Genomic DNA, 22,654 nt, shown 5'->3' with positions numbered 1-22,654 from the left:
TCAGGCTCCGCTGGAAGAGGGGACGGGTTCGAGGACGATGTGCCCAATCGCGGTGTTGCTGCATGGGACGTGGTAATGGCGATGGAGGAGGCGGGTCGCCGGCCCGAGCGCGCCGCGCATGATCAACCACATCACCATTTCGATCCCTTCGGACCCGGTTTCGCGCAGATATTCGATGTGCGGGACCCGCCGTAAATGATCGCTCTCGCCGATCAGCCCGTCGAGAAACATGTTGTCCCACGCGGCATTGATCAGCCCCGCGCGAGGGCCCTGGAGCTGGTGGCTCATCCCGCCGGTCCCCCACATCTGGACATTGATGTCCTCCGGGAAGCTGGCGACGGCGCGGCCGACAGCTTCACCCAGAGCCCAGCACCGATTGCCCGAAGGCGGCGGATAGGTCACGACATTCACCGCCAGCGGGATCACCCGGCACGGCCATTGCTCTACGCGGCCGAACATCATCGAAAGCGGCACCGTCAGGCCATGGTCGACGTCCATCTCATTGATGATGGTCATATCGAACTCGTCGAGGATCAGGCTCTGGGCGATATGCCAGGCGAGATCCGGGTGCCCGATGACATCGGGCACCTGGCGAGGTCCCCAGCCCTCGTCAGCGGGCTTGTATCGCTCGCCACAGCCAATGGCGAAAGTCGGGATGACCTTCATGTCGAAAGCGGAGGCGTGATCGTTGTAAACGAGGATCACCACATCGGGTCTTGCGGCTTTCTCCCAGTTCCGGGTCCACTCATAACCGGCAAAAATCGGTCCGAAGTAATCGTCGCCCTCCTTGCCCTGATCATGTGCCACTCCGAGCAGAGGAACGTGGCTGGAGCCGACGCCGGCGGTGATGCGAGCCATCAGAGTTGTTCCTTCCTGGAGCGCAGCCCTTCGGGCGATCGGCCGCCAGCGTTCATCATGGCCTGATAGTCGGTGACGGTCATGCGGGTCATCGTGCTGACCGCCTGGACGAAACTCAGTCCATCCGTCGAAAAGATCTTCGACAGGAAGTAGATGTTGCCGCCGAGATCGAGCATCCGGTTGTAATCGCGCGCGAGCACCGCGGCCTTCTGTTCGCCCGACAGTGGCCACTGATCGAGATAGGTTTTTTCGTCGGCTTTCCAGCGTTCGCGATTTTCAGGCTTCATCAGGCTCATCGCGAACTGGTTGAGATGATATCCCTGTCGCGCGCGTGACGCGGTGAACACCCGCGTGCCGGGTATATCCTCGAACTCCGCGAGATACTCGTGGATGTCGCGGGGGGCGGTCATGCGGTGGCCGATCCGTTGGCGATAATCCGGCTGATGATCTGCCGCGCTCGCGTGCCGCCCTGATCGATGCTGTAGGCGTTGAGCTTCATCGCGGGGTTTGCGGCGATCGCGCGCTGCTGCGCCTCCAGGATCTCCTTGTCCTCCAGAAAGACGCCGCCTTGCTGTTGCTTGAAACGTGCGGTGAAGCCTGCGTCATCGATATCGAAACTGCGCGCCATGCCCCAGAAATAGTGCATGCTTGTGTCCGATTCCGGCGTGGCGACATCGATGACGAAGCCGCGCACGCCCTGATCGTGATGTTGCAGCGTCGCCCCCGCTTCGACGGGCGCCACGCCGACATCGATGATAACCGCGGATGGTGGGATGAATTCGCAAATCTGCCACCGATCGACCGGACCATCCTTCTTCAGGGCGCCGCGCCAGAAGGGGGGAGCATCGATGCCCGGCATCCAGCGCGACACAAACACGCGATCGCCATCGACCCTCGTCTCCAGCGGCGCTTCCATCAATTCGGGCTGGCCGATGGAGCCGGCATGGACATAAGTTTCGTGGGTCAGGTCCATGAGATTGTCGATCATCAGCCGATAATCGGCCGCGACATGGTAGTAGCCGCCGTCCACGGTCCAGCCTGGCGCGGAGCAGGGCCAGAGATCGGGGATCAGGTTCGGGTCGGCGGCCCGCCGTTCGCCTACCCATATCCAGACGAAACGATGGCGCTCCTCGACGACGAAAGTCTCCGCGCAGATCCGCTTGTTCACCTTTTCCGTCCTGAGCGGCATTTCCTCGGCCATGCCGTCGGCGGCAAGCTTGAGGCCGTGATACTTGCAGCGTATCGAATCGCCTTCGCGCAGGCCCATCGACAGCGGGAGAAGGCGGTGCGGGCACGCATCGCGCATGGCGACGACCGACCGGTCGAGCTTGCGATAGAACATCATCGGCACGCCGCAGATCGTCCGGGCGATCGGCTGATCGCCGATCTCATGGTCCCAGGCGGCGACATACCAGGCGTTGGTGATCCAGGTCGTCACAACCCCCTCTGCCGCAGCTGCGCGTCGAGCCGCGGGAAGACGCGGCGCGCATTGCCCTCGAATATCGCCCGGCGTTCGGCATCGCTGATCTCGAGCGCATCGATATACCGTTTGGTATCGTCGAAATAATGTCCCGTGGTCGGATCGATGCCGCGCACGGCACCGATCATTTCCGAGCCGAAGAGGATATTCCTGGTCTCGATTACGTCGGCAAGCAGGTTGATCCCCGGTTGGTGGTAGACACAAGTGTCAAAGAAGATGTTGTTCATCAGGTGGATCTCGAGAGATGGTTTCTTCAGCATGTCGGCCAGTCCCCGATAGCGTCCCCAATGATAGGGCACCGCGCCGCCGCCGTGCGGGATGATGAAGCGCAAGGTCGGGAAATCGGCGAACAGATCGCCTTCCAGCAGCTGCATGAAGGCAATGGTGTCAGCTGCGATGTAATAGCCGCCGGTCGCGTGCATCGCCGGATTGCAGCTGCCGGAGACGTGGATCATCGCCGGCACGTCCAGCTCGACCATCTTCTCGTAAAAGGGATACCAGTAGCGGTCCGTGAGCGGCGGGTGCTGAAAATAGCCGCCGCCCGGATCGGGATTGAGGTTGCAGCCAATGAAGCCCAGCTCGTTCACGCAGCGATCGAGCTCGGCGATCGAGGCCGACATGTCGGCGTTCGGACTCTGCGGCAGCATGCAGACGCCGGAGAAGGTTTCCGGGAACAGGCCGACGACACGCGCTATCAGATCGTTGCAGCGGACCGACCATTCCCGCGCGACGCCCTGATCGCCGACATGGGGCGCCATCGCGGAGGCCCGCGGCGAGAAGATGGTGATGTCTGCGCCGCGTTGCCTGATCAGGCGCAGCTGGTTGGCCTCGATCGTTTCGCGGATCTCGGCATCGGCAATGTCGGGATAGGCCGGGGGCGTTGTCAACGCCTTGTACGCGGCCTTCTGCTCTTCCCGCCAGGCGTCATGCTTCTTGGGCAGGACGGTGTAATGGCCGTGACAGTCGATGATCAGGCTCATGCTGCTTTCTCATGCCTTCGGGATGTGAGGGCATCGAGCTTGGCGTCGAGTCCGTGGGGCGCGCCCAGGCCGAGGCTGCCCAACGCCCGCTGGCGCTCGACGGTACCGCGCGACATCGCGCTGCCGGTCCCCAGACCGTCGAGGGTCTTGACGACCTCTTCCATTTCGGCGGCGCGGCGCAGGCCATGGACGAGCATTCTTTCCAGATTATAATCGGCGCGTTCGCTCCAGCTGCCCGGCTTCTCGCCGGCGTCGAGCGAGGCGAGCACTTCGTGGCGGACGCCCGCCGCCTCGGCAGCCATCAGACATTCCGCCGTCAGCGCCTCCATTCCCTTGATCATGACCGACCGGATCATTTTGACAGCCGACGCCGCGCCGATCCCGCCTTCCATCCTGCGAATCCGGGTGAATCCCATCGCCGCCAGCAGAGCCAGTCCCGCTTCCGCATGGGGACCGCTTGCGAGCAGGGGAACGTCGCGGCCGGCAGGATGAACCGGTGCCAATATGGCGACATCGACATACCGGCCACCAGCGGCATGGATCGCATCGGCGGCGGAGCGTTTGGTGTCTGGCGCAACGCTGTTCATGTCCAGCCACAGGGCGTCCGGCGTGAGATATGGCGCATAGTCCCGAGCTGCAGCCAGCGCCTCGTCGGCGGTGACGAGCGAAATCGCCGCGCCAGCACCTCGAAGAGCCAGGGCCGCGTCCTCGAAGCCGTCGACGCCTGCCGCGGCGAAGGCGGCAACCATCTCGTCACGAAATGCCGCCTCACCGGTTTTTCGGTCGAACGCGCGCGCTCCGGCGGAGGCGAATGCCCGGCCGGCCTCTCCAAAGCCGATATATGCGACAATCGGTGACATGCGGTCGGGGTAAGCGAACGGAGCGCCGACCCCCAATCCAAATCGAGTATGGCCTAGTGATTTTCCTGAAGTCTTGTTTCTATCGAGGCCAGGTTCAGGAGGTCGATCAGCCGCTGTTGGGATCGCGTCGGCCGCCAGTCGCTGCGCATGCTGAGCCCGATCGTGCGGACGCGGTTCGACAGGCCGGGGCCGATACGCACCAGCATGGAATTCTCGATCTCCACGGCGATCTGGTCGGGCGACAGCAGGGTCAGCAGATCACTCTGCATGAGCAGGCCCCGGATCACCATCACGGAGCCGCATTCGACCGGCATGGACGGCTGCGGCGCACCCTCGAACAATGCCTCCCAATGGGCGCGCAGTGGCGTTTCGGCCGGGCCGACGATCCAGGATTGCGCGCGTAGATCATCCAGGGTGACTGGGCCGCGTGCGAGCGGATGATCCTTGCGGCCGAAAATGGCGAGCCTGTCGGTGAAGAGGGATATCTGATCGATGCCCGGCGTAACTTCGTCGCGGAGCGCGCCGATCATGATGTCGATGACGCCGTCGAGCAAAGGATCGACGAGCTCCCGCCAGGAACCTTCCACGACATTGACCACGGTTCCGGGCGATTCGCGGAGAAAATGCGCCAGCGCCCTCGGCAAAACCAGCGCTCGGCTCAACGGCATCGCGCCGATCGCAATGCGCGCACCTTCGTTCGGTTCGTCCCTGGCCTCGCCGATGCCCGCCGCGATCTCACCGGCAGCGAGGCGCACACCTCGGGCCAGGGCGTGCCCTGCTGCGGTGAGGGTCATTCCGCGGCCCCGCCGCTCGGCCAGGGGAACCGCGCAGACCTGTTCAAGCTCGCGGACGGCGCGATGGATGGCCGGCTGGGAAAGGCCGCTGACGGCAGCGGCACCTGCAAAGCCCTGTGCATCTGCGAAGTGCAGAAAGGCTTGGAGCTGGGTGGCTGTCATCAACCGCTCAGGGCTGGAAAAGCTGCGCGGGCCGCCGCGTGAAGAGCGACGCGCCGCCGTGGCGAGGTGCGTGAAGGCCCTCTCCGCGCGCTCGATCAGGGCTTTGCCCGCGATGGTCGGCGTCACCCCGTCCGAATGTCGCTCGAACAGGAGCACGCCAAGCTGTTTTTCCAATTTTCCCAGACCCTGGGTCAAGGCGGATTGCGAAAGGCCGGCCGTTTCGGCCGCGCGATTGAGGCTCCGCTGCGCCACCACCTCGCTGAGGGCGCGCAGGTGCCGCAGATTGATGTCGAAGGGCTTGATCACGACACAAACATAGCAAAAACTTATTGCCCGTGCACAAGTTGGATTGGCACATATTCGAGCGTTGGGCGCACGGCTCCATGACAAAGGAGATCGAGCATGGGCGTGGTTGTACAGAATATCGAGCGCGCGGCGGCTGCCATCATCGACGGTCTCGCCCATGCCGGGGTCGCTACCGTCCATGAAGCCCAGGGGCGCACCGGATTGCTCAGCCATAGGATGCGGCCGATCTATACCGGCGCGCGCATCGCGGGATCGGCCGTCACCATCTCCGCGCCGCCCGGCGACAACTGGATGGTTCATGTTGCGATCGAGCAGTTGAAGGCGGGCGATGTTCTCGTGCTTGCACCCACGTCGCCGTGCACCGATGGATATTTCGGCGACCTGCTGGCGATCAGTGCGATGGCGCGCGGATGCCGCGGCCTGGTGATCGACGCGGGAGTTCGCGATGTTCGCGACCTGACGGCGATGGGGTTCCCGGTCTGGTCCAAAGCGGTTTTCGCGCAGGGCACGGTAAAGGCTACCTTAGGCTCGGTGAACGTGCCTATCGTCTGCGCCGGGGCGGCGATCGAACCAGGCGATGTGATCGTGGCGGACGACGACGGCGTCTGTGTGGTCAAGCGCGCGGACGCTGAAACAGTGCTGCAAAAGGCGCAGGCGCGCGAGGCGGTCGAGGCGACAAAGCGCCAGCGTCTGGGGGCGGGCGAACTCGGTCTCGACCTCTATGGCATGCGGGCGCGTCTCGCCGAAATGGGCCTTAAATATGTCTAAGGGCGTGCGCTGCATGTGGATGCGGGGCGGGACGTCCAAGGGTGCTTTCTTCCTCGCCGACGATCTGCCTACCGACAGCGCGGCCCGCGATGCATTCCTGCTGCGTGTGATGGGCTCGCCCGATCCCCGTCAGATCGACGGGATGGGGGGCGCGGACCCGCTGACATCGAAGGTAGCGGTGGTGGGTCGTTCGGAGCGGGAAGGCGTCGACGTCGATTATCTCTTCCTCCAGGTGTTTGTCGATCAGGCGATCGTCACCGATAGCCAGAACTGCGGCAATATGCTCGCCGGCGTGGGCCCGTTCGCCATAGAGCGGGGACTGATCACCGCGGTCGGCGAGGAAACGCCTGTTGCGATCTTCATGGAAAACAGCGGCCAGGTCGCTGTCGCAACGGTGCGGACCCGCGAAGGCCAGGTCTGCTATGATGGCGCCGCCGCGATCAGCGGCGTGCCTGGAACCGCCGCGCCGATCCCACTCGCCTTCCGCGATACCGCGGGTTCTTCCTGCGGGGCACTGCTGCCGACGGGCAACGGCGTCGACGACATCGACGGTATCGCGTGCACCCTCATCGACAACGGCATGCCCTGCGTGGTGCTGGCCGCTGCCGACGTCGGCGTAACCGGCTATGAGGATCGCGATACCCTGGATGCCGACATCGCGATGAAAGCCAGGGTGGAGGCGATCCGCCTCAAGGCGGGTCCGCTGATGAACCTAGGCGATGTCGCCCGGAAGTCTGTCCCGAAGATGATGCTGGTGGCGCCGCCGCGCGAAGGCGGTGCGATCAATGTGCGCTCACTCATTCCACACCGCGTTCACGCATCGATAGGCGTTCTTGGCGCGGTGAGCGTCGCGACGGCCTGCCTGGTCCGGGGCTCGCCGGCCGCTGCCAGTGCCCAACTGCCCGTGGGCAGGAGGCTCACCCTGGGCGTCGAGCATCCGACCGGCGTGACGGAATGCGTCGTTACGGTCGATGCCGGTGGACAGCCGGTCGAGGCGGGAATGCTGCGGACCGCGCGCAAGCTGATGGACGGAGAAGTTTTCGCATGATCACCGACAAGGATGGCCGCATCCGCTCCTGGACGCTTTCGCCTTCGCGGCCGCGGTTTGCTTTACCGTCTGGTGCCGTGGATGCGCATTGTCATGTCTTTGGTCCGCAGGCCGGCTTCCCGTTTAGTCCGAAGGCCAAATATCTGCCGCAGGACGCCGGTCCCGAGGCTCTGTTCGCTCTGCGCGATCGGCTGGGCTTCGCGCGCAACGTGATCGTCCAGGCGAGTTGCCATGGCACCGACAACCGCGCTACCCTGAATGCGATCGCCCGGTCGGGTGGCATGGCGCGTGGCGTAGCCGTGGTCGATCCGGCCATCCGCGATGCCGAGCTTGACTCGCTCCATCGTGGTGGCATCCGCGGCGTGCGATTCAATTTTCTCAAACGGCTGGTGGACGATGCGCCCAAGGACAGGTTCCTTGATGTCGCGCATCGCATCCAGCGGCTGGGCTGGCACGTCGTAGTATATTTCGAGGCCGATATCCTCGACGAGATGCGCCCCTTCCTGAGGGCGATCCCGACCCCGATCGTGATCGATCATATGGGCCGGCCCGACGTGACGCAGGGACCGGACGGCTCCGATATGAGAGCGTTTCGCGCGCTGCTCGACAGCAGGGACGACATCTGGACCAAGGTGACCTGTCCGGATCGTCTCGACCCCGCCGGGCCGCCATATGGCGATTTCGTCCGTTCGGTGCGTCCACTTGTCGAGGCCTATTCCGACCGGGTGTTGTGGGGCACGGACTGGCCGCACCCGAATATGGAAAAGGTGTTGCCGGATGACGGTCTGTTGGTCGACGTCATTCCCGAGATCGCAGTGACCGAGGAACTTCAATGCAAGCTCCTCGTCGATAATCCGACCCGGCTTTACTGGCCTGATTTGTAGCGTCTTTGCCCTTGGCGGAAGGCGATCACGGCGAAAGAGCGAGGCGCCGGGAGTCACGCTAGGCCTGGCTAATCTTTGACTAAATCTCATCTCAATCGTAGGCTGAGATGAGAAAGGTTTATCGAACTTATGTCGACGAGTCTCCCGAGCGAACTGCTGAAAACCTTCGTTGAAGTGGTTCAGGCCGGCTCCATGCTGAGGGCAAGCGAGCGCGTATTCCTGACCCCGTCCGCGGTGAGCTTGCAGATCAAGCGCCTCGAGCAGATCGTGAATGCGCCGCTCTTCTTCCGCGACAAGCGCATGCTCACCCTTACCACAGCGGGAGAGACGCTGCTTCGTTTCGCCAAGGATATCCTTGCGCTGAACGACCAGGCGATGGCCGTGCTCGCCGGCGAGCGCGCCACCGGTCCGATCCGGGTTGGAATGGTCGAGGATTTCGCGCGAACCGTCCTGGTGGGTAGCCTGAAGCGCTTCTCGGAGCTCAATCCTGATGCCCAGATCCAGCTTCGGGTCTGCGGCTCGGTCGAATTGCGCGAGCTGATCGAGGTGGGCAGGATCGATATCGCCCTGTGCATGCGGCTGCCGTCGGAGGACGGCGTCATCGCTACGCGCGCCGTTCACTGGTTCGGCGCGGAAGCATTACTCGAGCGTCCGGTTCTCCCCCTCGCCTTGCTCGAAGCGCCCTGTCTGTTCCGGGCACAGGCCCTCGCGGCGCTCCAGGATGCCGGCATCGAACATGAGCTCGCGATCGAAACAGCCAGCACCTCGGCGCTGCACGCCGCCGTCGTGTCGGGCCTGGGTGTCACGCCGCGGACTGCGGGGTTCATGGCGCCGGATCAGCAAGCGCTCAGGCTCTCCGCGCTGCCGATGCTGCCGCCCATCGGATATTGCCTGCTTCAGTCCGCTACGGCCGCTCCCTCTTGCGAGGCGCTGAAATCCATCCTTCTGCAAGCGGTCGAGCAATTATAGGCCTGGGTAGGGATTACTCGGATAGTTCGGTCGCCAGGGCGGAGATGGCCGATGGCCGCGCGAGCAGGGCCAACTGATGTTCGGACCATCGGGGAAATGAATCCATGTCCATCTTGAGCCGTTGAGCCCAGCGGAAGAACACACTCAGATAACCATCGACCACGCTGAACTCCGACCCAAGCGCCCAAGGGCCAACCAGCTTTTGCTCAATGCATCGAAAGGCGTTCTCGAGCCGCCCGGGCGCCGCTGCCATCACCGCCTCCGCGACGGCGGGGTCATCGACAAATCGCTCCGTGCGCCATAACTGAGCGATGGTGACATGCACATTGCTCGCCAACCACGCCATGAATTCATAGGCCTTGGCGAGCGCCGTCGGATTACCGAACGGCAGCAGGTCGGCATGGGGATTCGAATGCGCGGCATAGCTCAATATGGCGATCGTTTCCGTCACGACCTTGCCGTCGATTTCAAGCACTGGCACGCGGCCCAGCGGATTGAGGGCCCGGAACCAGGGGCTGTCCTGCTCTCGATCCGCGAGTTTGACCCTACGCGCCTTGAACTGCAGCCCGGCTTCGTTGAGGGCGATCAGCGACGCAAAGGCGCATGAGCCCGGGGCGAAATAGAGCGTAGCGGAAGGCATTGGTTCTCCTTGAGCACGTCATAGCGGTGATCTCGTGCCCCCGACTGACCGAGATCCGAATATAAGAAGGAAACATAGGGATCGCTTGACGCAACTCCGATGACGCAAATCCGAGAAACTATATCTTTTATGTAAATATGCCGGCTATCAATGATCCGAAACCTGTGTGCCGCAACTGAATTGGCCTTAACGGCGGTTATGATTTTCTCACTTGAGTGGTTCCAAAGTCGAGAGCAGGTGTCGCGGGAAATAAATGGCGCGGCGATCGTCGGGCGCGGGCCACGGGACATTGGAGCGGCTATGACCACGACGGGTTCCAGAGGATGACACTCGACGCGAGGTCAATGCCGAATTCGTCAATTGTGAAAGAAAGGCGCAGTGCAGACTCAGCGCTTCGCCGGCCTTGGAACGGCTGGGTGATAGCTGTCCGAACCCTGTGGGCTATGGTCGGGGAGGAACCCGAGGCGCTCGATCGAACCTGCTGTTCGTCTGGGATGGCCCGATATTATTTTAGGCAGGACTATCCGTGACATGACGCCCGACCGCAGCATCCCGCTCGCGCGCCCTTGCCCCGACGCTGGTGCCGGTCGCCCATCCGCTCGCTCCAAATTGTCGTCTTGTGCTTATGATTCACTTGGCAGCTTCCACGGGCTTCCAATCGAGGCGGAAACCGAGACCAGTATGTGGTCGGGATACGGCGATCACGTCCGGTATATTTACCCGGGGATATTGGTCGCGTTGACGGCGGCAGGCGCAGCGGAATGGCTCTCGGAGCATTATTCGACGCCGGTAATGCTGCTTGCCTTGTTGATCGGCATGGCCTTCAACTTCCTCCGTCAGGAAGCTCGGTTCGCGCCGGGGATCAGTTTCGCGGCAAAATCGGTGTTGCGGATTGGGATTGCCATGCTCGGCGTGCGCATCACCCTTCACCAGCTCGTCGGCCTTGGTCTGTTTCCCGTCGTGCTTGTCCTGCTGTCGATTGCCAGCACGCTGGTTTTTGGGATTGTGCTGAGCCATTTCATGCGGCTGGACAGGAGTTTCGGGCTATTGTCCGCCGGCGCCGTGGGGATTTGCGGCGCGTCAGCGGCGCTGGCCATCAGCGCGATACTCCCGCGCAAGCCTGAAACCGAGCGGGATACGATCCTTGTGGTCATCGTTGTAACCTCGCTCTCTACGCTGGCGATGATATTCTATCCGCAGGTCGCGCTGCATCTCCGGCTCGACGATGCGGATTCGGGTATTTTCATCGGCGGAACGATTCATGATGTCGCGCAGGTAATTGGCGCCGGCTTCTCGATCTCGGATCGCGCTGGAGACATCTCGACCTATGTGAAGCTGCTGCGCGTCGTGATGCTGATTCCCGTCATCCTGATGATATCATTTCTGATCGGAACGCGCGCCGTCGAGGGGGGAGGGCGGCAGAGGGTGCCATTCCCGAAGTTCCTTATCGGCTTTGCGGCCATGGTCATCCTGGCCACCACACTGCCGATACCGCACACCGTCAGCGGCGGGATATCGTCACTCTCCCAGCTTTGTCTCGTCACGGCGATGGCGGCGGTGGGCATGAGCACATCGTTCCGCTCGATCCTGGCGGTCGGATGGAAGCCTATAGGGCTCATGGTCGCGGAAACCGCCTGGATTGCGGGCGTGAACCTGTCGGCCCTGCTGCTTTTTCGATGATAGGCCTGCTCCCTCAGCGGTGACCTTCGTGGGCAGGGCTCGGCACCTGGTTCGAATTCAGCTCGCGCTCGATGTTGGCTGCAGCTTCACGCACGAAATTACGGAGCTGTTTCACTCTGGCAGCGGGCGAAATTCGGAAATCAGGCCCGGACACGCCGATCGCAGCGAGCGCCTGCCCTGAAAGGTGCTGAACGGGCGCCGCAATGCCCCAGACGCCGTCGCGCCATTCGCCCCGGTTGATGGCGATGCCGCTCTCGCGAATGTCGGCGAGCTGATCGCGAAGCTGTCTCGGGTCAGTGATAGTGAAACGTGAATGCCGCGGTAGATCGACCAGCAGACGATCGAGTTCGGGGTCGGAAAGTCGGGAGAGAAGTGCCTTGCCAGTAGCTACGCAATGCGCTGGGCCACGGCCGCCAAGCCGCGAATAGGCCTTCACCGGCTCGGGGCTGTCGACCTTGTCGACATAGACGACCTCCATGCCGTCGAGTATTGCGAGATGAACCGTCTCGCGCGACTGCTGGGCCAGCAGCTGGAGTGCTCCGGATGCAACCGATCGGATATCGAGGCGGTCGATTACCTTCATGCCCAATTCCCAGACACGAATACTCGCGGAATAAATTTTGGACCGAGGGTTCTGTTGAAGAAGCCCCGCGGCGCGAAGAGTGTCCAGGGAGCGATGGGCATTGCTCTTCGTCAGCCCGATTGCGGCCGCGACATCGATCAATCTTGCGCCACCAGGCTGCTCGACCACGAAGGTCAATATCTCGAGGCCTTTAATAAGTGTCTTGTCCATTGCCTCTCAACGCAGCTGACGGGTTGCCGAACTCTCAGATCCTAGCCTCTTGACCGACGCATGCCCCGGTTAGTATCAATATATAGAATAAAGTTCCAAATAATAGAACCAACATCTGCGGGGTTGCGCGCGGCGGTTCTGGCTGACCGAGCGGGTTCGGGATTTGGTTCGGCAGTAATAAAAGGCATCGATCCAGATGAATGAAGCCCGGAATGCGAATGATCTCGAAGAGGGGAGGGCGGCATATATCGACCTGCCGCTCAACGGCCTCAAGGTTATCGAGTTCTGCAATGTTGCTGCGGGGCCATTCTGCGGCATGCTGCTGGGCGATATGGGAGCCTCGGTCATCAAGGTTGAACCCGCTGCGGGTGATTCCTTGCGCCAGTGGCCGCCAATCACGAACGGCTTCAGCGAGAATTTCGCTTCGCTCAACCGAAACAAGCGATCGATCGCGCTGGATCTGAAGAGCCCCGATGATCGCGCAATCGCTCGCGGTCTGATCGAGCAGGCGGATGTCGTCATAGAGAATAATCGTCCGGGCGTGATGACGCGGCTGGGCCTGGGCTATGAGAGTTTCGCCGAAACGCATCCGCGCCTGATCTATTGTTCGATCTCCGCTTATGGCCAGACCGGCCCGCGCTCGCAGGGAGGCGGGTTCGACGTTACCATTCAGGCTATGTCGGGGATCATGTCGGTCACGGGCGAGCCGGGGCAGCCTGCCGTCAAAGCGGGTGTTCCGGTATCCGATTTCACGACCGGCCTGTACGGCGCTTTTGCGGTGTCCTCGCTTCTCAATAGAGTGCGCACGGGCGGCCGCGGCGGCTTCATCGATATTTCGATGCTCGGTGCCAGCCTGGCCGTGTCCGCGCTCCAGGTGAGCGAGTATTTCGGCAGCGGCCGGGATCCGAAGCCGCTAGGCTCGGCCCATCCCCGCAACGCGCCTTATCAGGCGTTTAGCGCGCGCGACGGAGACTTCGTGCTGGCAGCCGGTAATGAGAAATTGTGGCGCCAGGTCTGCGAGATTCTCGGCTGCATGGACCTGCATGCGGACGAACGCTTTCACCTGATGGCGAACCGGGTCAAAAATCAGCAGCTTCTCGCGGAGTTCCTGTCCGAGATCTTCGCCCGCTGGTCTGTCGATGATCTGTTGAAGGCGTTCGAAACGGCCGGAATTCCCTGCAGCCGGATCAACAGCTATTCCGAGGCGCTCGCTGATCCGCAGGTCGGGCATATGGGCTGGGTAAGCGATGTCGAGCTGCCAGGCGGATCGATGACGCATATGTTCGGCTCCCCGCTGATGATCGATGGGGTCCAGCTTCCGATCCGCCTTACGCCTCCCGCTCTTGATGCAGACCGTGCGGCAATCTTGGCCGAAGGCGGGTTCGCACCGCCTGCCTCCGTCGCGCCGGTCCGAGCATGATGGCCCCAGGCGCCGCAACCTCACCCGAAGGGCGAGCTCGCTTTGCTGGGTTCCTTGACCTCGTGTCGCGCGAGACCGCCGATGAGGCAAGCAAACGCGCGCGCATGCCGGACGTGATCAAGGAGGAGTTCCGCTCTCTGCTGGCTCAAGACGACTGGCTCGATGAGGAATTCGCCCGTGCGGACCCGGATAGATACCAGCAATATCTTCTCTACTGCGACGCACGGCGACGATTCAGCGTCGTCAGCTTTGTGTGGGGCCCCGGCCAATCTACGCCGATTCACGACCATGGCGTGTGGGGAATGGTCGGGATGCTTCGAGGCAGCGAAATTTCCGAGAACTTCGATATTCGGAAAGGGGAATTGGTCAAGGTTTCGGAGGATCTCCTCACATCCGGGCAGATCATGAGCTTCACCCCAGATGATGGCGATATTCATCGGGTTCGCAACGCCTATTCGGATCGCACGTCCATAAGCATCCATGTCTATGGTGCTGACATCGGTTCGGTCGAGCGCTCCGTGTTCAGTTCCGATGGACAGCGAAAGCCATTCATATCGGGCTATGCCAATCGCAGGCTTCCGAATTTCTGGGGGCGACCATGAGCGACCAGCTGTTGACCCGCGTCGATGGAGACGCATTCTTCCTGACGCTGTCCCGGCCAGAGGTCGGCAACTGTCTTTCAGCGGCTCTTGTCGAAGACCTTCATCTCGGGTTGGATCGATTTGAGCAATCGTCGGCCAAAGTCGTCATTTTCCAGGGAGAAGGGCGGCATTTCTGCACCGGTTTCGATCTTCACGATCTTGCCGACCAGAGCGACGCCGATCTCGCCTTGCGCTTCATCCGGATCGAGCAGCTTCTGGCTCGGATTTGGACCGCCGACTATCCGACGATAGCCGTCGCCAACGGCCGGACGGTTGGCGCCGGGGCTGACCTGTTCGCCGCCTGCGGCCGACGCATCGCTATCGAGGGCTCGACCTTTCGTTTCCCCGGTGCCGATTTCGGCGTGATTTTGGGCATAGCCCGGCTCACGGCCCGAATGGGCTCGCACGCGCTCGACATAGTCGAGGCTGGCCGGGAGATAGGGGCCATCGAGGCGTTACGGCTCGGGCTCGTCGATCACCTTGTCGATCCGGATGCCTCGTCGGACGTGCTGGCGAGGGAGGTCCGTTGTTCCACCCGGCTCGAGGCGGGAACGCTCGCCCAACTGCGAACGGTTCTCGCTGGCGACGGTGGTTCGGCCGACCGCGACCTCGCGGCGCTGGTGCGCTCCGTGGCGATGCCGGGTCTCAAGACAAGGATCGAAACGTACCGCCATCGGCAGCTTGGGGGTGGGCGTGCGGGGATGTCTAACCGATCGCCGTGACCGTGATGAAATCAGGCGGTCGCCCGATAGGAGAATGGAATGCATGTGAATAAACGGCGAAGCCGCGCAATTCTCCGCGGTGTTTCGTGCGCGCGGCGCCTATGGGGCGGGATGGTCGAATGAGAGATAGTGGCAAGGCGGCGGAGCCGCTCATATTGTCGGTTCTGGAAAGCTTCTACATAGGCGGGGAGGTGGAGGGGTTCCTGAACCCTGCAGGCGCGCGCGACCAACGACTGTGCGGCGCAATGTATGTCCAGCGACTCCGCCCGGCGAAACTGAGATTTCCATTTCCTGTCCTTTTCATTCATGGCGGCTGCCATACCGGCGTGACATGGGAAACCACTCCGGACGGTCGCGAGGGGTGGGCCCAACTCTTCGTGCGCCAGGGATTCGAGACTTTTGTGATCGACCAGCCCCGGCGTGGCCGCTCAGCACCCCTCATGGAGGAGGCCGGCAGCGCCTGGTCCGCCGGCTTTTCCGCCATTCGCCTCTTTACGAGAGAAGGCGGGCGATTTCCGGAAGCGCACAGCCAGACCTATGCGTCTCAGCTCTGGCCCGATTTCGGTATCGGTGACGCTGTCGGTCGGGGCCATCCAGGCTACAGCGATCCACGTGCACTGCCGCCGCTCGTCGATCTACTCGATCGGCTCGGCCGCACGGTACTCGTTACACATTCGCAGGGTGCGGATCTTGGCTGGCGCGCGGCCCTTCAAAGACCCAGCGGGGTGGCAGCTATTTTTTCGGTCGAACCGGGCATCACCACCGCAGGAATCAACTGGCACGATTTTTCGAACATTCCGGTGCGGATCATGTGGGGGGACAACCTGCCCGTGGAGGGTGAAGTGTTAACACGCAAGGATGTCGAAGATGCGCAGCTCCTCGCCGAGCAGTTCGAGAATGTCAGTCTCGATTGGCTGCCGGCGGCCGGTATCCACGGCAATGGCCACATGCTCATGATGGAAGACAACAGCGCTGATCTTGCGGCTCGTGCTATGACGTGGCTTCGCGAGTGCTTTCCCATGATAGGGGACAGTGACGGTCGAGAAATCCCGACGGGGTCATCTGAGTAAAGCGCATACATGGAGAAGCGGTAGTCATAACCGGAGCAACTGAGGCATCGGTTCATCGCGGCGTACCGACACATGCATTCTGTGATCCTGATCAGCCCGATCGAGACCGCTGGCGGGGATTGACGCCAAACGTCTTGCGAAAGACCTCTGCGAAGTGGCTGGGATCGCTATAGCCCACGGCAGCAGCGACGTCGCCGATCGACATGCCGCCACTGACGAGAAGACCGTGAGCACTGTGCATCCGCCTTTCCTGGAGATAGCGCAACGGTGGCAATGATGTCGACATCTTGAACGCGCGTGCAAAATGGGATGGGCTCAGCCCCGCGATGGAAGCGAGCTCTTCGATTCGAAGTTTTTCGCCGAGATGCATGTCCATATATTTCTGAACCTGGAGCAATCTTCGGCGCGATAGACCTCCCTGTACGATCTGCCTGGGCTCCGGAACGAGCAGTCCGCCGGTGATAAGGCGAGCAGCGAATGCATAGCTGGCCGCCTTATACTGGAACGTCCTGACTGCAATCTCCTCCATCCCCATGATGGCGACCATTGCGTGCGCCAGATGCAGCAGCCCCTCGTCCTGAAACGAGCATGGCCGAAGATCCAACCCGCTTCTGCCGATCGATCGTGTTGCGAAGTCCGCTAGGACGTTGTCGAGCCACCATGCCGGCAGAAACAGCTGAAGGATGTCGAAACCGTCCCTGATTTCCGACTGAACGCGACTGCTTCTGGGTATGAAGGCGATTGTGCCGACTTCGAGCGGCCCGTCCACGAGGCTTTCACCGTTGACCTTCAGTTTATGATAGGAGCTGGACTGGAAATGCACGGTCACCTGATGGGTGTCATCGGGAATGAGGCGGTCGTAAGACATCGCCGTTCCGCGCCTCGCAACGAGATGGCATCCTGCCGCGGCGATATCGTCCCCTTCGTCAAGCTGCGATTGAGGCTTGGTGAGGATCAGATCGTGAATCTTTACAGACATGGCGTCATCCCATCTCCATGGCGGTTTTACCGCAATACTCGTAGCTTTATATGGCGAAAATACCCGCAAACAGCAGGATTACCCGCGCTGGCCAATTAAATTCCCCATAAGGTGCCGCTTGTCGACAGATCGCCGAAAGGGCGGCGCGTCGCTTAGGAGGCATCGGTGCACGCCACTGCGCAAATTGATCGAAGCGATGTGCCGGTGGACCGCCTGTTCGACGGTTGGGCTATCGGCTCGCTGCGTCTGGCAAACCGGATGGTCATGCCGCCAATGGGGCGGCACTTCGTCGAAGATGGGGTACCTTCCGCTGATTACGCCGATTATTTCGCGAGGAGGGCGGTAGGGGGCTTCGGCCTCGTGATGACGGAATTGTGCTGCATCGATCACCCCTCATCGCAAAAGACGCCGGGATATGCCCGCATGTATGGTGACGACGTGCGGGCGCCATATCGTGCAATCACAGCTGCGGTGCACGCGGGTGGCGGACGGATCGTCGCTCAGATCGCGCACTGCGGCGTGATGCGACCGCTGGGCACCGCGCCCAATCCTGAAGCGCCGCCGCTCGGTCCCTCCGGCCTATTCCTTGCCCTGGGTGGACTCGCCGGCGAACCCGTCCGTTACGCCGAACCGGCCAGCACCAAGGATATCGAGCATGTGGTGCGGGCTTTCGGTGATGCCGTGGCGTTCGCCCGTGATCTCGGCTTTGACGGTGTCGAACTTCACGGCGCACATGGTTATCTGATCGATCAGTTCCTGTGGCCGCGAACCAACCTCCGGACCGATGAATATGGCGGCCCGATGGGAAACAGGGTGCGGCTCGCGGTGGAGGTCGTCCGGGAATGTCGCCGGCGCCTGCCGGCCGATTATCCGCTGTTCTTCCGATGGTCGCAGTGGAAGCAGCAGGATTATGACGCGCGGCTCTGCGAGAGCCCAAAGGAACTCGAGGCCTTGCTGCTTCCGCTGGCCGATGCCGGGGTGGACGTCTTCGATTGTTCCACCCGCCGGGTTTGGCAGGCCGAGTTCCCAGGCAGTCACCTCAATCTTGCCGGATGGACCAAGAAAATCTCAGGCAAGCCTACGGTGACGGTCGGCTCGCTGCTGCTGGATCAGATTCCTCTGCTGGACGGGCCCGGGGCATCGCCGGATTCGCCTGCGACACCAATCGCAACCGATACGCCGGCCAGCATCAGCTTCGCGGTCGCGATGTTGGAGCGCGGTGAATGCGATCTCATTGCCTTCGGGCGGTCCTCGATCGCCAATCCCGATTTGCCGGCGAAGATTCGCGGGCGGCATTGGGCGGCCATCGAATCTTACCGCCCGGAGCTGCTTAACACACTTGTTTAACGGACTTTTCCACGGGAGAGAGCATGATCGGAGAACAAAATCGCGCGGCTATCCATCCCGGCTACCTGACGGATACCGGCAGGAAGCTGTTCAATCCTGACAAGGAAGCGATGCCGCCAGAAAAGCGATTGCAACATTACACGCAGGCGCTCGAGCACGAATGGGAACGCGCCTGGAAACTTCCCTTCTATCGGGACAAATTCGCCGCGGCCGGTCTGAAGGCCAACGATTATCCAGGGCTGGAAGCCATCCCGCTCACCCGGAAATCCGAACTGCGCATGAACGAACTGGCACATCCTCCGTTCGGGACGCATCGCGCCGTCCAACTGCACGACGCTGTCCGGGTCGCTCGCTCCTCGGGAACGACCGGCAAGCCGTGGTACACTTTCTACACAATAAACGACATCGAACGGATGCGGGAGATCGATCGAACGATCTACTGGCGTGCCGGATACCGGCCCGGGATGCATTATTCGCTCAGCTTCCCGCAGAACCTCTATCCGACCAACGTCAATGGCGGCCGGAGCATGCGCGATGCGGGGATGCTTGAAATGCCAGTGGGTGTGCCGTTCACGCTCGACGAGGCCGCCAGTCATATCCGTGTCTGGCAGGAACTGGGTGTGGATATCATGATGTGCTCGCTCCCGCAGCTCAATCTGTACGATGAGGCGGCGAAGTCGATCGGTGTCGACCTTCCAGAGCTGCTCGATGGCAATATCCTCTCGATCATCGAACTGAGCATGCAGTGGGAAGCACCCCGTTCACGTCTGGAAAGGGCATTTGGGGTCAAGGTCCGCAACACCTATGGCGTCTCCGACTGCATCGGCTTTTCCTGTCTCGACGGTGAGACGCATTCGGGAATGGCCGCGCCGGTCGATTATTACATCACCCAGGTCTGCGATCCCGAAACCGGGCGGGAAGTGCCGCCAGGTACTCCCGGTCACCTCGTCGTTACCATGTTCGGGATGGACCAGTTCGTCATGCGGTTCGATTCCGAGGACGTGGTGGTAAAGCGCACCGAGCCCTGCTTGACGGGTTCGACCTTGGACCGCTGGAATTATCTCGGCCGAACGCCAGACATGGCCATTGTCGGCGACGCCAGGCTTCTGCCGATCCATGTCCAGCTCGAACTGGAGCATTTCGGTGCGCCCGAGTTTACCATCAACGCCGGCGAGGTCCGCGTACTGTCCGTCCAGGTCGAGCATGAGGATGGCACCGCGATCAGGAAGCATCTCGCCGACGCGCTCGATGTCCCCGTCGAAGTGACGAGCCTCGAGGTCGGTGCGCTGCCGCGATCATCCTATAAACCGCGTCGCCTGGCGGCTGCTTGAAGGAGCGTCTTCCCATGACACAACAGACCTTGAGCACGGCCGATGACGAACGGCTCGGCAGCCTGATCGAAAATCCCGCACAATATGTCGAACGGCCCTATCGCGAGATATTCCAACTTGCCGACGACGAGCGCGAGCGGTTGTGGATCGAGGTGGCCCGCCGCCGTTTCGCGGAACTGCGCGGCAGCTTGCCGATGTTGAAAATTCTGGCCGACAAACAGGATATCGACGCCATCGAGACGCTGGACGATCTGGCGCCGCTGCTGTTCAAGCTGTCCGTCTATAATTCCTATCCGCTGAGCTGGTTGGAAAAGGGCGATTTCGCCAAGCTGACGAAGTGGCTCGGCAAGCTGACCACCGTCGATCTTTCGGGTGTCGACGTCGCCGACGTCGAACTGATCGAGGAATGGTTCGCCGCGCTCGCCAAACAGACCCCGCTCATCATCTGCTATTCGACGACGACCGATGGGAAGATGATCTTCCTGCCCCGCACCAGGGACGAATGGCAGCTTTACTGGCGTGGCGGCCAGTGGCGGATGGAGCCGTTCGGCGAGGAACGGAAGGGTTTCCGCCGAATGCAGCCGGGCGTCGACAAGGTGCCGATCTTCTTCCCGGGCCCGAAGGGCGGAAACCGCCCGTTCAACATCAACCTCGCCATCTACGAGGACGTGTTCGGCGAGGGACTTGTAAGGGGCCCGACCGATTACATGGATGCGGATTTGATGTCGCTGGCGGGCCGTATCCAGGCAGCGAGCAAGAATGGCGAGCAGGGGCTCTTGAGCGTCAACCCGCGCTTGCTCGCACGCAAGGACGAAGTCACTGCGATGCGGGAGCAGGCCCCCGCCCGCTATGCCGCCTGGGTCGATGACCTGATCAATGGGCATAAGGGTCAGCGGGTGTGGGTGTTGGGGACCATGAGCAGCGTCCACACGCTTGCCCTGCAACTGCTGAGAGAAGGGACGGAGGCGGCATTCGCCCCGGATTCCATGATTTCCGTGGGCAGCGGCTTCCCGGAAGGCGAGCCCGCCGGCTGGCAGGACGAGGTGCTGAAGGCTTTCGGCATCCCGGCCCAGAATATGACGATCGATTTCGGCATGGGCGAGATGATGAGTGTGGCGACGCGCTGCCCTCATTTGAACTATCACCTGCCACCCACGACTATCCCCTTCGTCCTGGATGTGGAAACGGACGAGGTCCTGCCCCGCACCGGCGAGCAGACCGGGCGCCTGGCCTTCTTCGACCTGCTTCCAACCACCTATTGGGGCGGGTTCGTGACCGGCGACAAGGTTACGCTGAAATGGGACCCGTGCCCCTGTGGACGGACCGGCCCGCATCTCGGATCGACCATCGGCAAGATCACCGAACATGGCGAAAAGATCGGCTGCGCGGGATCCGCGCAGGCGCATGACGAAGCTACCGAATTCCTGCTGGAGAACTGAGATGACGCAATCCCACATCCTACCGATTTTCGCGCGCGGCGAACTGATCGAGGATGCCGACACCGAGTTTCAGGGGCGTTTCGGCGTAAACTTCTTCGCACCTGATCCCTCGAAGCATATCGACAGGCTGGTGTTGCCGAACCGCAAGGTGCTGCAAGAGCTTTACAAACTCTCGCTGGACGAGATCATCGAGTTCCTCGTCGAACTCGGCCGGCGTCTCAACGTGAACGACAACGCGCACGTCCAATGGGCGATGGGTTTGAACAAGGAATTTTCCGACCTTCCACCGGTCTTGTGCGAGCATTCCTATCGCGATCTGGATGGTGCCAACGGCATGCTCTCGCGAGGCCGCATCGACGCTGTGATCAAGACGATCGGGCGCGAGCATCTCGAAGGATGGGCAGAGCAGGATCAGTATAATCGTCGGCGTATCGGCGTGCGCGCCATCGGTGTTCCGACCGTTCACGTCATCGCGGGCAACGCGCCGGGCATCGCGGTGATGACGTTCATCCGAAATGCTCTGATCCGTGGCTACGCGTTGGTCAAAATCCCCTCAAACGAACTCGGCTCCGCGATCGCGATCGGCCGAACCCTGGTGGACATGGCTCCCGACCATCCGCTGACCAAATCGTGGAGCGCCGCTTATTGGCGCGGCGGCGACGAGGCGTTCGAGAAAAAGCTCTACCAGCCCAAGAATTTCGACCGCATCGTTACTTGGGGCGGGCACAGCGCGATCACCCATATTGCCAAATATCTACGGCCAGGGCTGGACCTGGTGATGTTCGATCCCAAGAACAGCCGTGCGTTGATCGGCGAGGAGGCCTTCTCTAGCGAGGATATGATGCGGGAGGCGGCGTTGAGGCTCGCCGCCGATGTGGGTTATATGAACCAGGTCGGCTGCGCCAATGCGCGGCTCGCCTTCGTCAAATGTGAAGACACCCCCGAGGGTGCCGCAAAGCTGCGGCGCTTTGGACAACTCGTGTTCGAAGCGATACAGCGGCTGCCTGGCTCGATCAGCACACCAGCGCAACGGCTGGACCCGGATTTTGCGGCAAAGCTCGACACGCTGGCTCTGCTCGACGACGAGTTCGAACTGATTGGCGGCGATGAGCGCGGCGGAGTAATCCTGTCCCTCGACGGAGAACCGGTGGACTTCTGGAGCGATCTCGCGCACCGCACCGTCAACATCATCCCGATCCGCGATTATGACGACATGCTGCGCCGGACGACGCGCGATGTGCAGACGGTCGGCGTCTATCCCGAGTCCCTTCGCGACGAATTGAAATTGCCGCTGGCTCTCCATGGCGTTCAGCGGGTCACGTCGCTCGGTTACATGCTCAACTATGACGCGCTGACGGTACCCCATGACGGCACGGAGGCCTTGCGCCGCATGGCGACGTGGGTCGTCGCCGAAGACTGTTCACGTGTTCCCGAACTCTGGCAGTCGCTCCTGCCGACGAAAGAGCTTGCCTGACGGTTTGGC

General features: G+C 61.8%; 21 protein-coding genes and 1 pseudogene. 13 read left to right on the top strand and 9 right to left on the bottom strand.

What is annotated here, in order from left to right; translation table 11 throughout:
• From AC1DQK_RS02765 to AC1DQK_RS02740, 6 genes are read right to left on the bottom strand one after another with little or no spacing between them, the layout of a single operon-like run.
• Entirely contained in the window at positions 1-858 is an 858-nt protein-coding gene (locus tag AC1DQK_RS02765; RefSeq protein WP_477867169.1) for a class III extradiol dioxygenase subunit beta, read from the bottom strand.
• On the bottom strand, positions 858-1,268 hold the full coding sequence (gene ligA / locus AC1DQK_RS02760; RefSeq protein ID WP_477867167.1) for a protocatechuate 4,5-dioxygenase subunit alpha: 411 nt from the start codon (positions 1,266-1,268) through the stop codon (positions 858-860). The genes AC1DQK_RS02765 and ligA overlap by 1 nt, the downstream gene beginning before the upstream one ends.
• Positions 1,265-2,296 (bottom strand): Rieske 2Fe-2S domain-containing protein, encoded by a 1,032-nt coding sequence (locus AC1DQK_RS02755; RefSeq protein WP_477867165.1) that lies wholly within the window; start codon positions 2,294-2,296, stop codon positions 1,265-1,267. The genes ligA and AC1DQK_RS02755 overlap by 4 nt, the downstream gene beginning before the upstream one ends.
• Positions 2,293-3,318, bottom strand: a complete 1,026-nt coding sequence (locus AC1DQK_RS02750) for an amidohydrolase family protein (RefSeq protein ID WP_477867163.1) — start codon at positions 3,316-3,318, stop codon at positions 2,293-2,295. Before AC1DQK_RS02750 ends, AC1DQK_RS02755 begins: the two co-directional genes overlap by 4 nt.
• Complete coding sequence (locus AC1DQK_RS02745) at positions 3,315-4,178, bottom strand: NAD(P)-dependent oxidoreductase (RefSeq protein WP_477867161.1); 864 nt, start codon at positions 4,176-4,178, stop codon at positions 3,315-3,317. Before AC1DQK_RS02745 ends, AC1DQK_RS02750 begins: the two co-directional genes overlap by 4 nt.
• A gap of 53 nt (positions 4,179-4,231) precedes the next feature.
• Positions 4,232-5,599, bottom strand: a complete 1,368-nt coding sequence (locus AC1DQK_RS02740; RefSeq protein WP_477867159.1) for a LysR family transcriptional regulator — start codon at positions 5,597-5,599, stop codon at positions 4,232-4,234.
• Between AC1DQK_RS02740 and ligK the strand changes: the two genes are divergently transcribed.
• From ligK to AC1DQK_RS02720, 4 genes are all read left to right on the top strand, one after another.
• The gene (gene ligK / locus AC1DQK_RS02735) at positions 5,537-6,208 is read left to right on the top strand and encodes a 4-carboxy-4-hydroxy-2-oxoadipate aldolase/oxaloacetate decarboxylase (protein ID WP_477867157.1); all 672 of its coding nucleotides are present in this window, start codon (positions 5,537-5,539) and stop codon (positions 6,206-6,208) included. The genes AC1DQK_RS02740 and ligK overlap by 63 nt on opposite strands.
• Positions 6,201-7,256 carry a 4-oxalomesaconate tautomerase gene (locus tag AC1DQK_RS02730; RefSeq protein WP_477867155.1) on the top strand — a complete coding sequence of 352 codons (1,056 nt, stop codon included), beginning with the start codon at positions 6,201-6,203 and terminating at the stop codon, positions 7,254-7,256. The genes ligK and AC1DQK_RS02730 overlap by 8 nt, the downstream gene beginning before the upstream one ends.
• Positions 7,253-8,140 carry an amidohydrolase family protein gene (locus AC1DQK_RS02725; RefSeq protein ID WP_477867153.1) on the top strand — a complete coding sequence of 296 codons (888 nt, stop codon included), beginning with the start codon at positions 7,253-7,255 and terminating at the stop codon, positions 8,138-8,140. The genes AC1DQK_RS02730 and AC1DQK_RS02725 overlap by 4 nt, the downstream gene beginning before the upstream one ends.
• Positions 8,141-8,269: 129 nt before the next feature.
• Positions 8,270-9,109 (top strand): LysR substrate-binding domain-containing protein, encoded by an 840-nt coding sequence (locus AC1DQK_RS02720; protein ID WP_477867151.1) that lies wholly within the window; start codon positions 8,270-8,272, stop codon positions 9,107-9,109.
• Between the two features lie 13 nt (positions 9,110-9,122).
• Here the strand turns inward: AC1DQK_RS02720 and AC1DQK_RS02715 are convergent, their stop codons facing one another.
• Positions 9,123-9,749: a glutathione S-transferase family protein gene (locus tag AC1DQK_RS02715; RefSeq protein ID WP_477867149.1), complete on the bottom strand. Its 627-nt coding sequence runs from the start codon at positions 9,747-9,749 to the stop codon at positions 9,123-9,125.
• 531 nt (positions 9,750-10,280) lie between these two features.
• Between AC1DQK_RS02715 and AC1DQK_RS02710 the strand changes: the two genes are divergently transcribed.
• Positions 10,281-11,429, top strand: a complete 1,149-nt coding sequence (locus tag AC1DQK_RS02710; RefSeq protein WP_477867147.1) for a YeiH family protein — start codon at positions 10,281-10,283, stop codon at positions 11,427-11,429.
• 13 nt (positions 11,430-11,442) lie between these two features.
• Here AC1DQK_RS02710 and AC1DQK_RS02705 read toward each other — a convergent pair whose 3' ends face one another.
• Positions 11,443-12,222 carry an IclR family transcriptional regulator gene (locus AC1DQK_RS02705; RefSeq protein ID WP_477867145.1) on the bottom strand — a complete coding sequence of 260 codons (780 nt, stop codon included), beginning with the start codon at positions 12,220-12,222 and terminating at the stop codon, positions 11,443-11,445.
• A 196-nt stretch (positions 12,223-12,418) separates the two neighbouring features.
• Here AC1DQK_RS02705 and AC1DQK_RS02700 point away from each other — a divergent pair, with 196 nt between their 5' ends.
• The 4 genes and pseudogenes from AC1DQK_RS02700 to AC1DQK_RS02685 all read left to right on the top strand — a co-directional run bounded on the left by AC1DQK_RS02700 (position 12,419) and on the right by AC1DQK_RS02685 (position 16,075).
• Positions 12,419-13,642: a CaiB/BaiF CoA transferase family protein gene (locus AC1DQK_RS02700; protein ID WP_477867143.1), complete on the top strand. Its 1,224-nt coding sequence runs from the start codon at positions 12,419-12,421 to the stop codon at positions 13,640-13,642.
• Positions 13,643-13,779: 137 nt separating this feature from the next.
• A pseudogene (locus AC1DQK_RS02695) lies at positions 13,780-14,244 on the top strand (cysteine dioxygenase family protein); the annotation flags it as partial.
• Positions 14,241-15,005 carry an enoyl-CoA hydratase/isomerase family protein gene (locus tag AC1DQK_RS02690; protein ID WP_477867141.1) on the top strand — a complete coding sequence of 255 codons (765 nt, stop codon included), beginning with the start codon at positions 14,241-14,243 and terminating at the stop codon, positions 15,003-15,005. The pseudogene AC1DQK_RS02695 and the gene AC1DQK_RS02690, both read left to right, overlap by 4 nt.
• A 119-nt stretch (positions 15,006-15,124) precedes the next feature.
• The gene (locus tag AC1DQK_RS02685; protein WP_477867139.1) at positions 15,125-16,075 is read left to right on the top strand and encodes an alpha/beta fold hydrolase; all 951 of its coding nucleotides are present in this window, start codon (positions 15,125-15,127) and stop codon (positions 16,073-16,075) included.
• A gap of 91 nt (positions 16,076-16,166) precedes the next feature.
• Here AC1DQK_RS02685 and AC1DQK_RS02680 read toward each other — a convergent pair whose 3' ends face one another.
• The gene (locus AC1DQK_RS02680) at positions 16,167-17,054 is read right to left on the bottom strand and encodes a helix-turn-helix domain-containing protein (RefSeq protein ID WP_477867137.1); all 888 of its coding nucleotides are present in this window, start codon (positions 17,052-17,054) and stop codon (positions 16,167-16,169) included.
• Between the two features lie 165 nt (positions 17,055-17,219).
• Here AC1DQK_RS02680 and AC1DQK_RS02675 point away from each other — a divergent pair, with 165 nt between their 5' ends.
• From AC1DQK_RS02675 to AC1DQK_RS02660, 4 genes are read left to right on the top strand one after another with little or no spacing between them, the layout of a single operon-like run.
• Positions 17,220-18,401, top strand: a complete 1,182-nt coding sequence (locus tag AC1DQK_RS02675) for an oxidoreductase (RefSeq protein WP_477867135.1) — start codon at positions 17,220-17,222, stop codon at positions 18,399-18,401.
• Positions 18,402-18,424: 23 nt separating this feature from the next.
• Entirely contained in the window at positions 18,425-19,732 is a 1,308-nt protein-coding gene (locus tag AC1DQK_RS02670; protein WP_477867133.1) for a phenylacetate--CoA ligase family protein, read from the top strand.
• A 14-nt stretch (positions 19,733-19,746) separates the two neighbouring features.
• Positions 19,747-21,171 (top strand): hypothetical protein, encoded by a 1,425-nt coding sequence (locus tag AC1DQK_RS02665; RefSeq protein WP_477867131.1) that lies wholly within the window; start codon positions 19,747-19,749, stop codon positions 21,169-21,171.
• A gap of 1 nt (position 21,172) precedes the next feature.
• Positions 21,173-22,645: an acyl-CoA reductase gene (locus tag AC1DQK_RS02660; protein WP_477867129.1), complete on the top strand. Its 1,473-nt coding sequence runs from the start codon at positions 21,173-21,175 to the stop codon at positions 22,643-22,645.
• The last annotated feature ends 9 nt before the right edge of the window (positions 22,646-22,654 follow it).

It is taken from the genome of Rhizorhabdus sp. P4_G5, from assembly GCF_056401065.1.
This window is presented reverse-complemented; position numbering and strand designations above follow the sequence as displayed.

Coding starts and splice junctions, on each gene's coding strand:
- AC1DQK_RS02765 (WP_477867169.1), bottom strand. CDS start 858: ATGGCTCGCATCACCGCCGGCGTCGGCTCCAGCCACGTTCCTCTGCTC.
- ligA (WP_477867167.1), bottom strand. CDS start 1,268: ATGACCGCCCCCCGCGACATCCACGAGTATCTCGCGGAGTTCGAGGAT.
- AC1DQK_RS02750 (WP_477867163.1), bottom strand. CDS start 3,318: ATGAGCCTGATCATCGACTGTCACGGCCATTACACCGTCCTGCCCAAG.
- AC1DQK_RS02745 (WP_477867161.1), bottom strand. CDS start 4,178: ATGTCACCGATTGTCGCATATATCGGCTTTGGAGAGGCCGGCCGGGCA.
- ligK (WP_477867157.1), top strand. CDS start 5,537: ATGGGCGTGGTTGTACAGAATATCGAGCGCGCGGCGGCTGCCATCATC.
- AC1DQK_RS02740 (WP_477867159.1), bottom strand. CDS start 5,599: ATGGGCGAGACCGTCGATGATGGCAGCCGCCGCGCGCTCGATATTCTG.
- AC1DQK_RS02730 (WP_477867155.1), top strand. CDS start 6,201: ATGTCTAAGGGCGTGCGCTGCATGTGGATGCGGGGCGGGACGTCCAAG.
- AC1DQK_RS02725 (WP_477867153.1), top strand. CDS start 7,253: ATGATCACCGACAAGGATGGCCGCATCCGCTCCTGGACGCTTTCGCCT.
- AC1DQK_RS02720 (WP_477867151.1), top strand. CDS start 8,270: ATGTCGACGAGTCTCCCGAGCGAACTGCTGAAAACCTTCGTTGAAGTG.
- AC1DQK_RS02715 (WP_477867149.1), bottom strand. CDS start 9,749: ATGCCTTCCGCTACGCTCTATTTCGCCCCGGGCTCATGCGCCTTTGCG.
- AC1DQK_RS02710 (WP_477867147.1), top strand. CDS start 10,281: ATGACGCCCGACCGCAGCATCCCGCTCGCGCGCCCTTGCCCCGACGCT.
- AC1DQK_RS02705 (WP_477867145.1), bottom strand. CDS start 12,222: ATGGACAAGACACTTATTAAAGGCCTCGAGATATTGACCTTCGTGGTC.
- AC1DQK_RS02700 (WP_477867143.1), top strand. CDS start 12,419: ATGAATGAAGCCCGGAATGCGAATGATCTCGAAGAGGGGAGGGCGGCA.
- AC1DQK_RS02690 (WP_477867141.1), top strand. CDS start 14,241: ATGAGCGACCAGCTGTTGACCCGCGTCGATGGAGACGCATTCTTCCTG.
- AC1DQK_RS02685 (WP_477867139.1), top strand. CDS start 15,125: ATGAGAGATAGTGGCAAGGCGGCGGAGCCGCTCATATTGTCGGTTCTG.
- AC1DQK_RS02680 (WP_477867137.1), bottom strand. CDS start 17,054: ATGTCTGTAAAGATTCACGATCTGATCCTCACCAAGCCTCAATCGCAG.
- AC1DQK_RS02670 (WP_477867133.1), top strand. CDS start 18,425: ATGATCGGAGAACAAAATCGCGCGGCTATCCATCCCGGCTACCTGACG.
- AC1DQK_RS02665 (WP_477867131.1), top strand. CDS start 19,747: ATGACACAACAGACCTTGAGCACGGCCGATGACGAACGGCTCGGCAGC.
- AC1DQK_RS02660 (WP_477867129.1), top strand. CDS start 21,173: ATGACGCAATCCCACATCCTACCGATTTTCGCGCGCGGCGAACTGATC.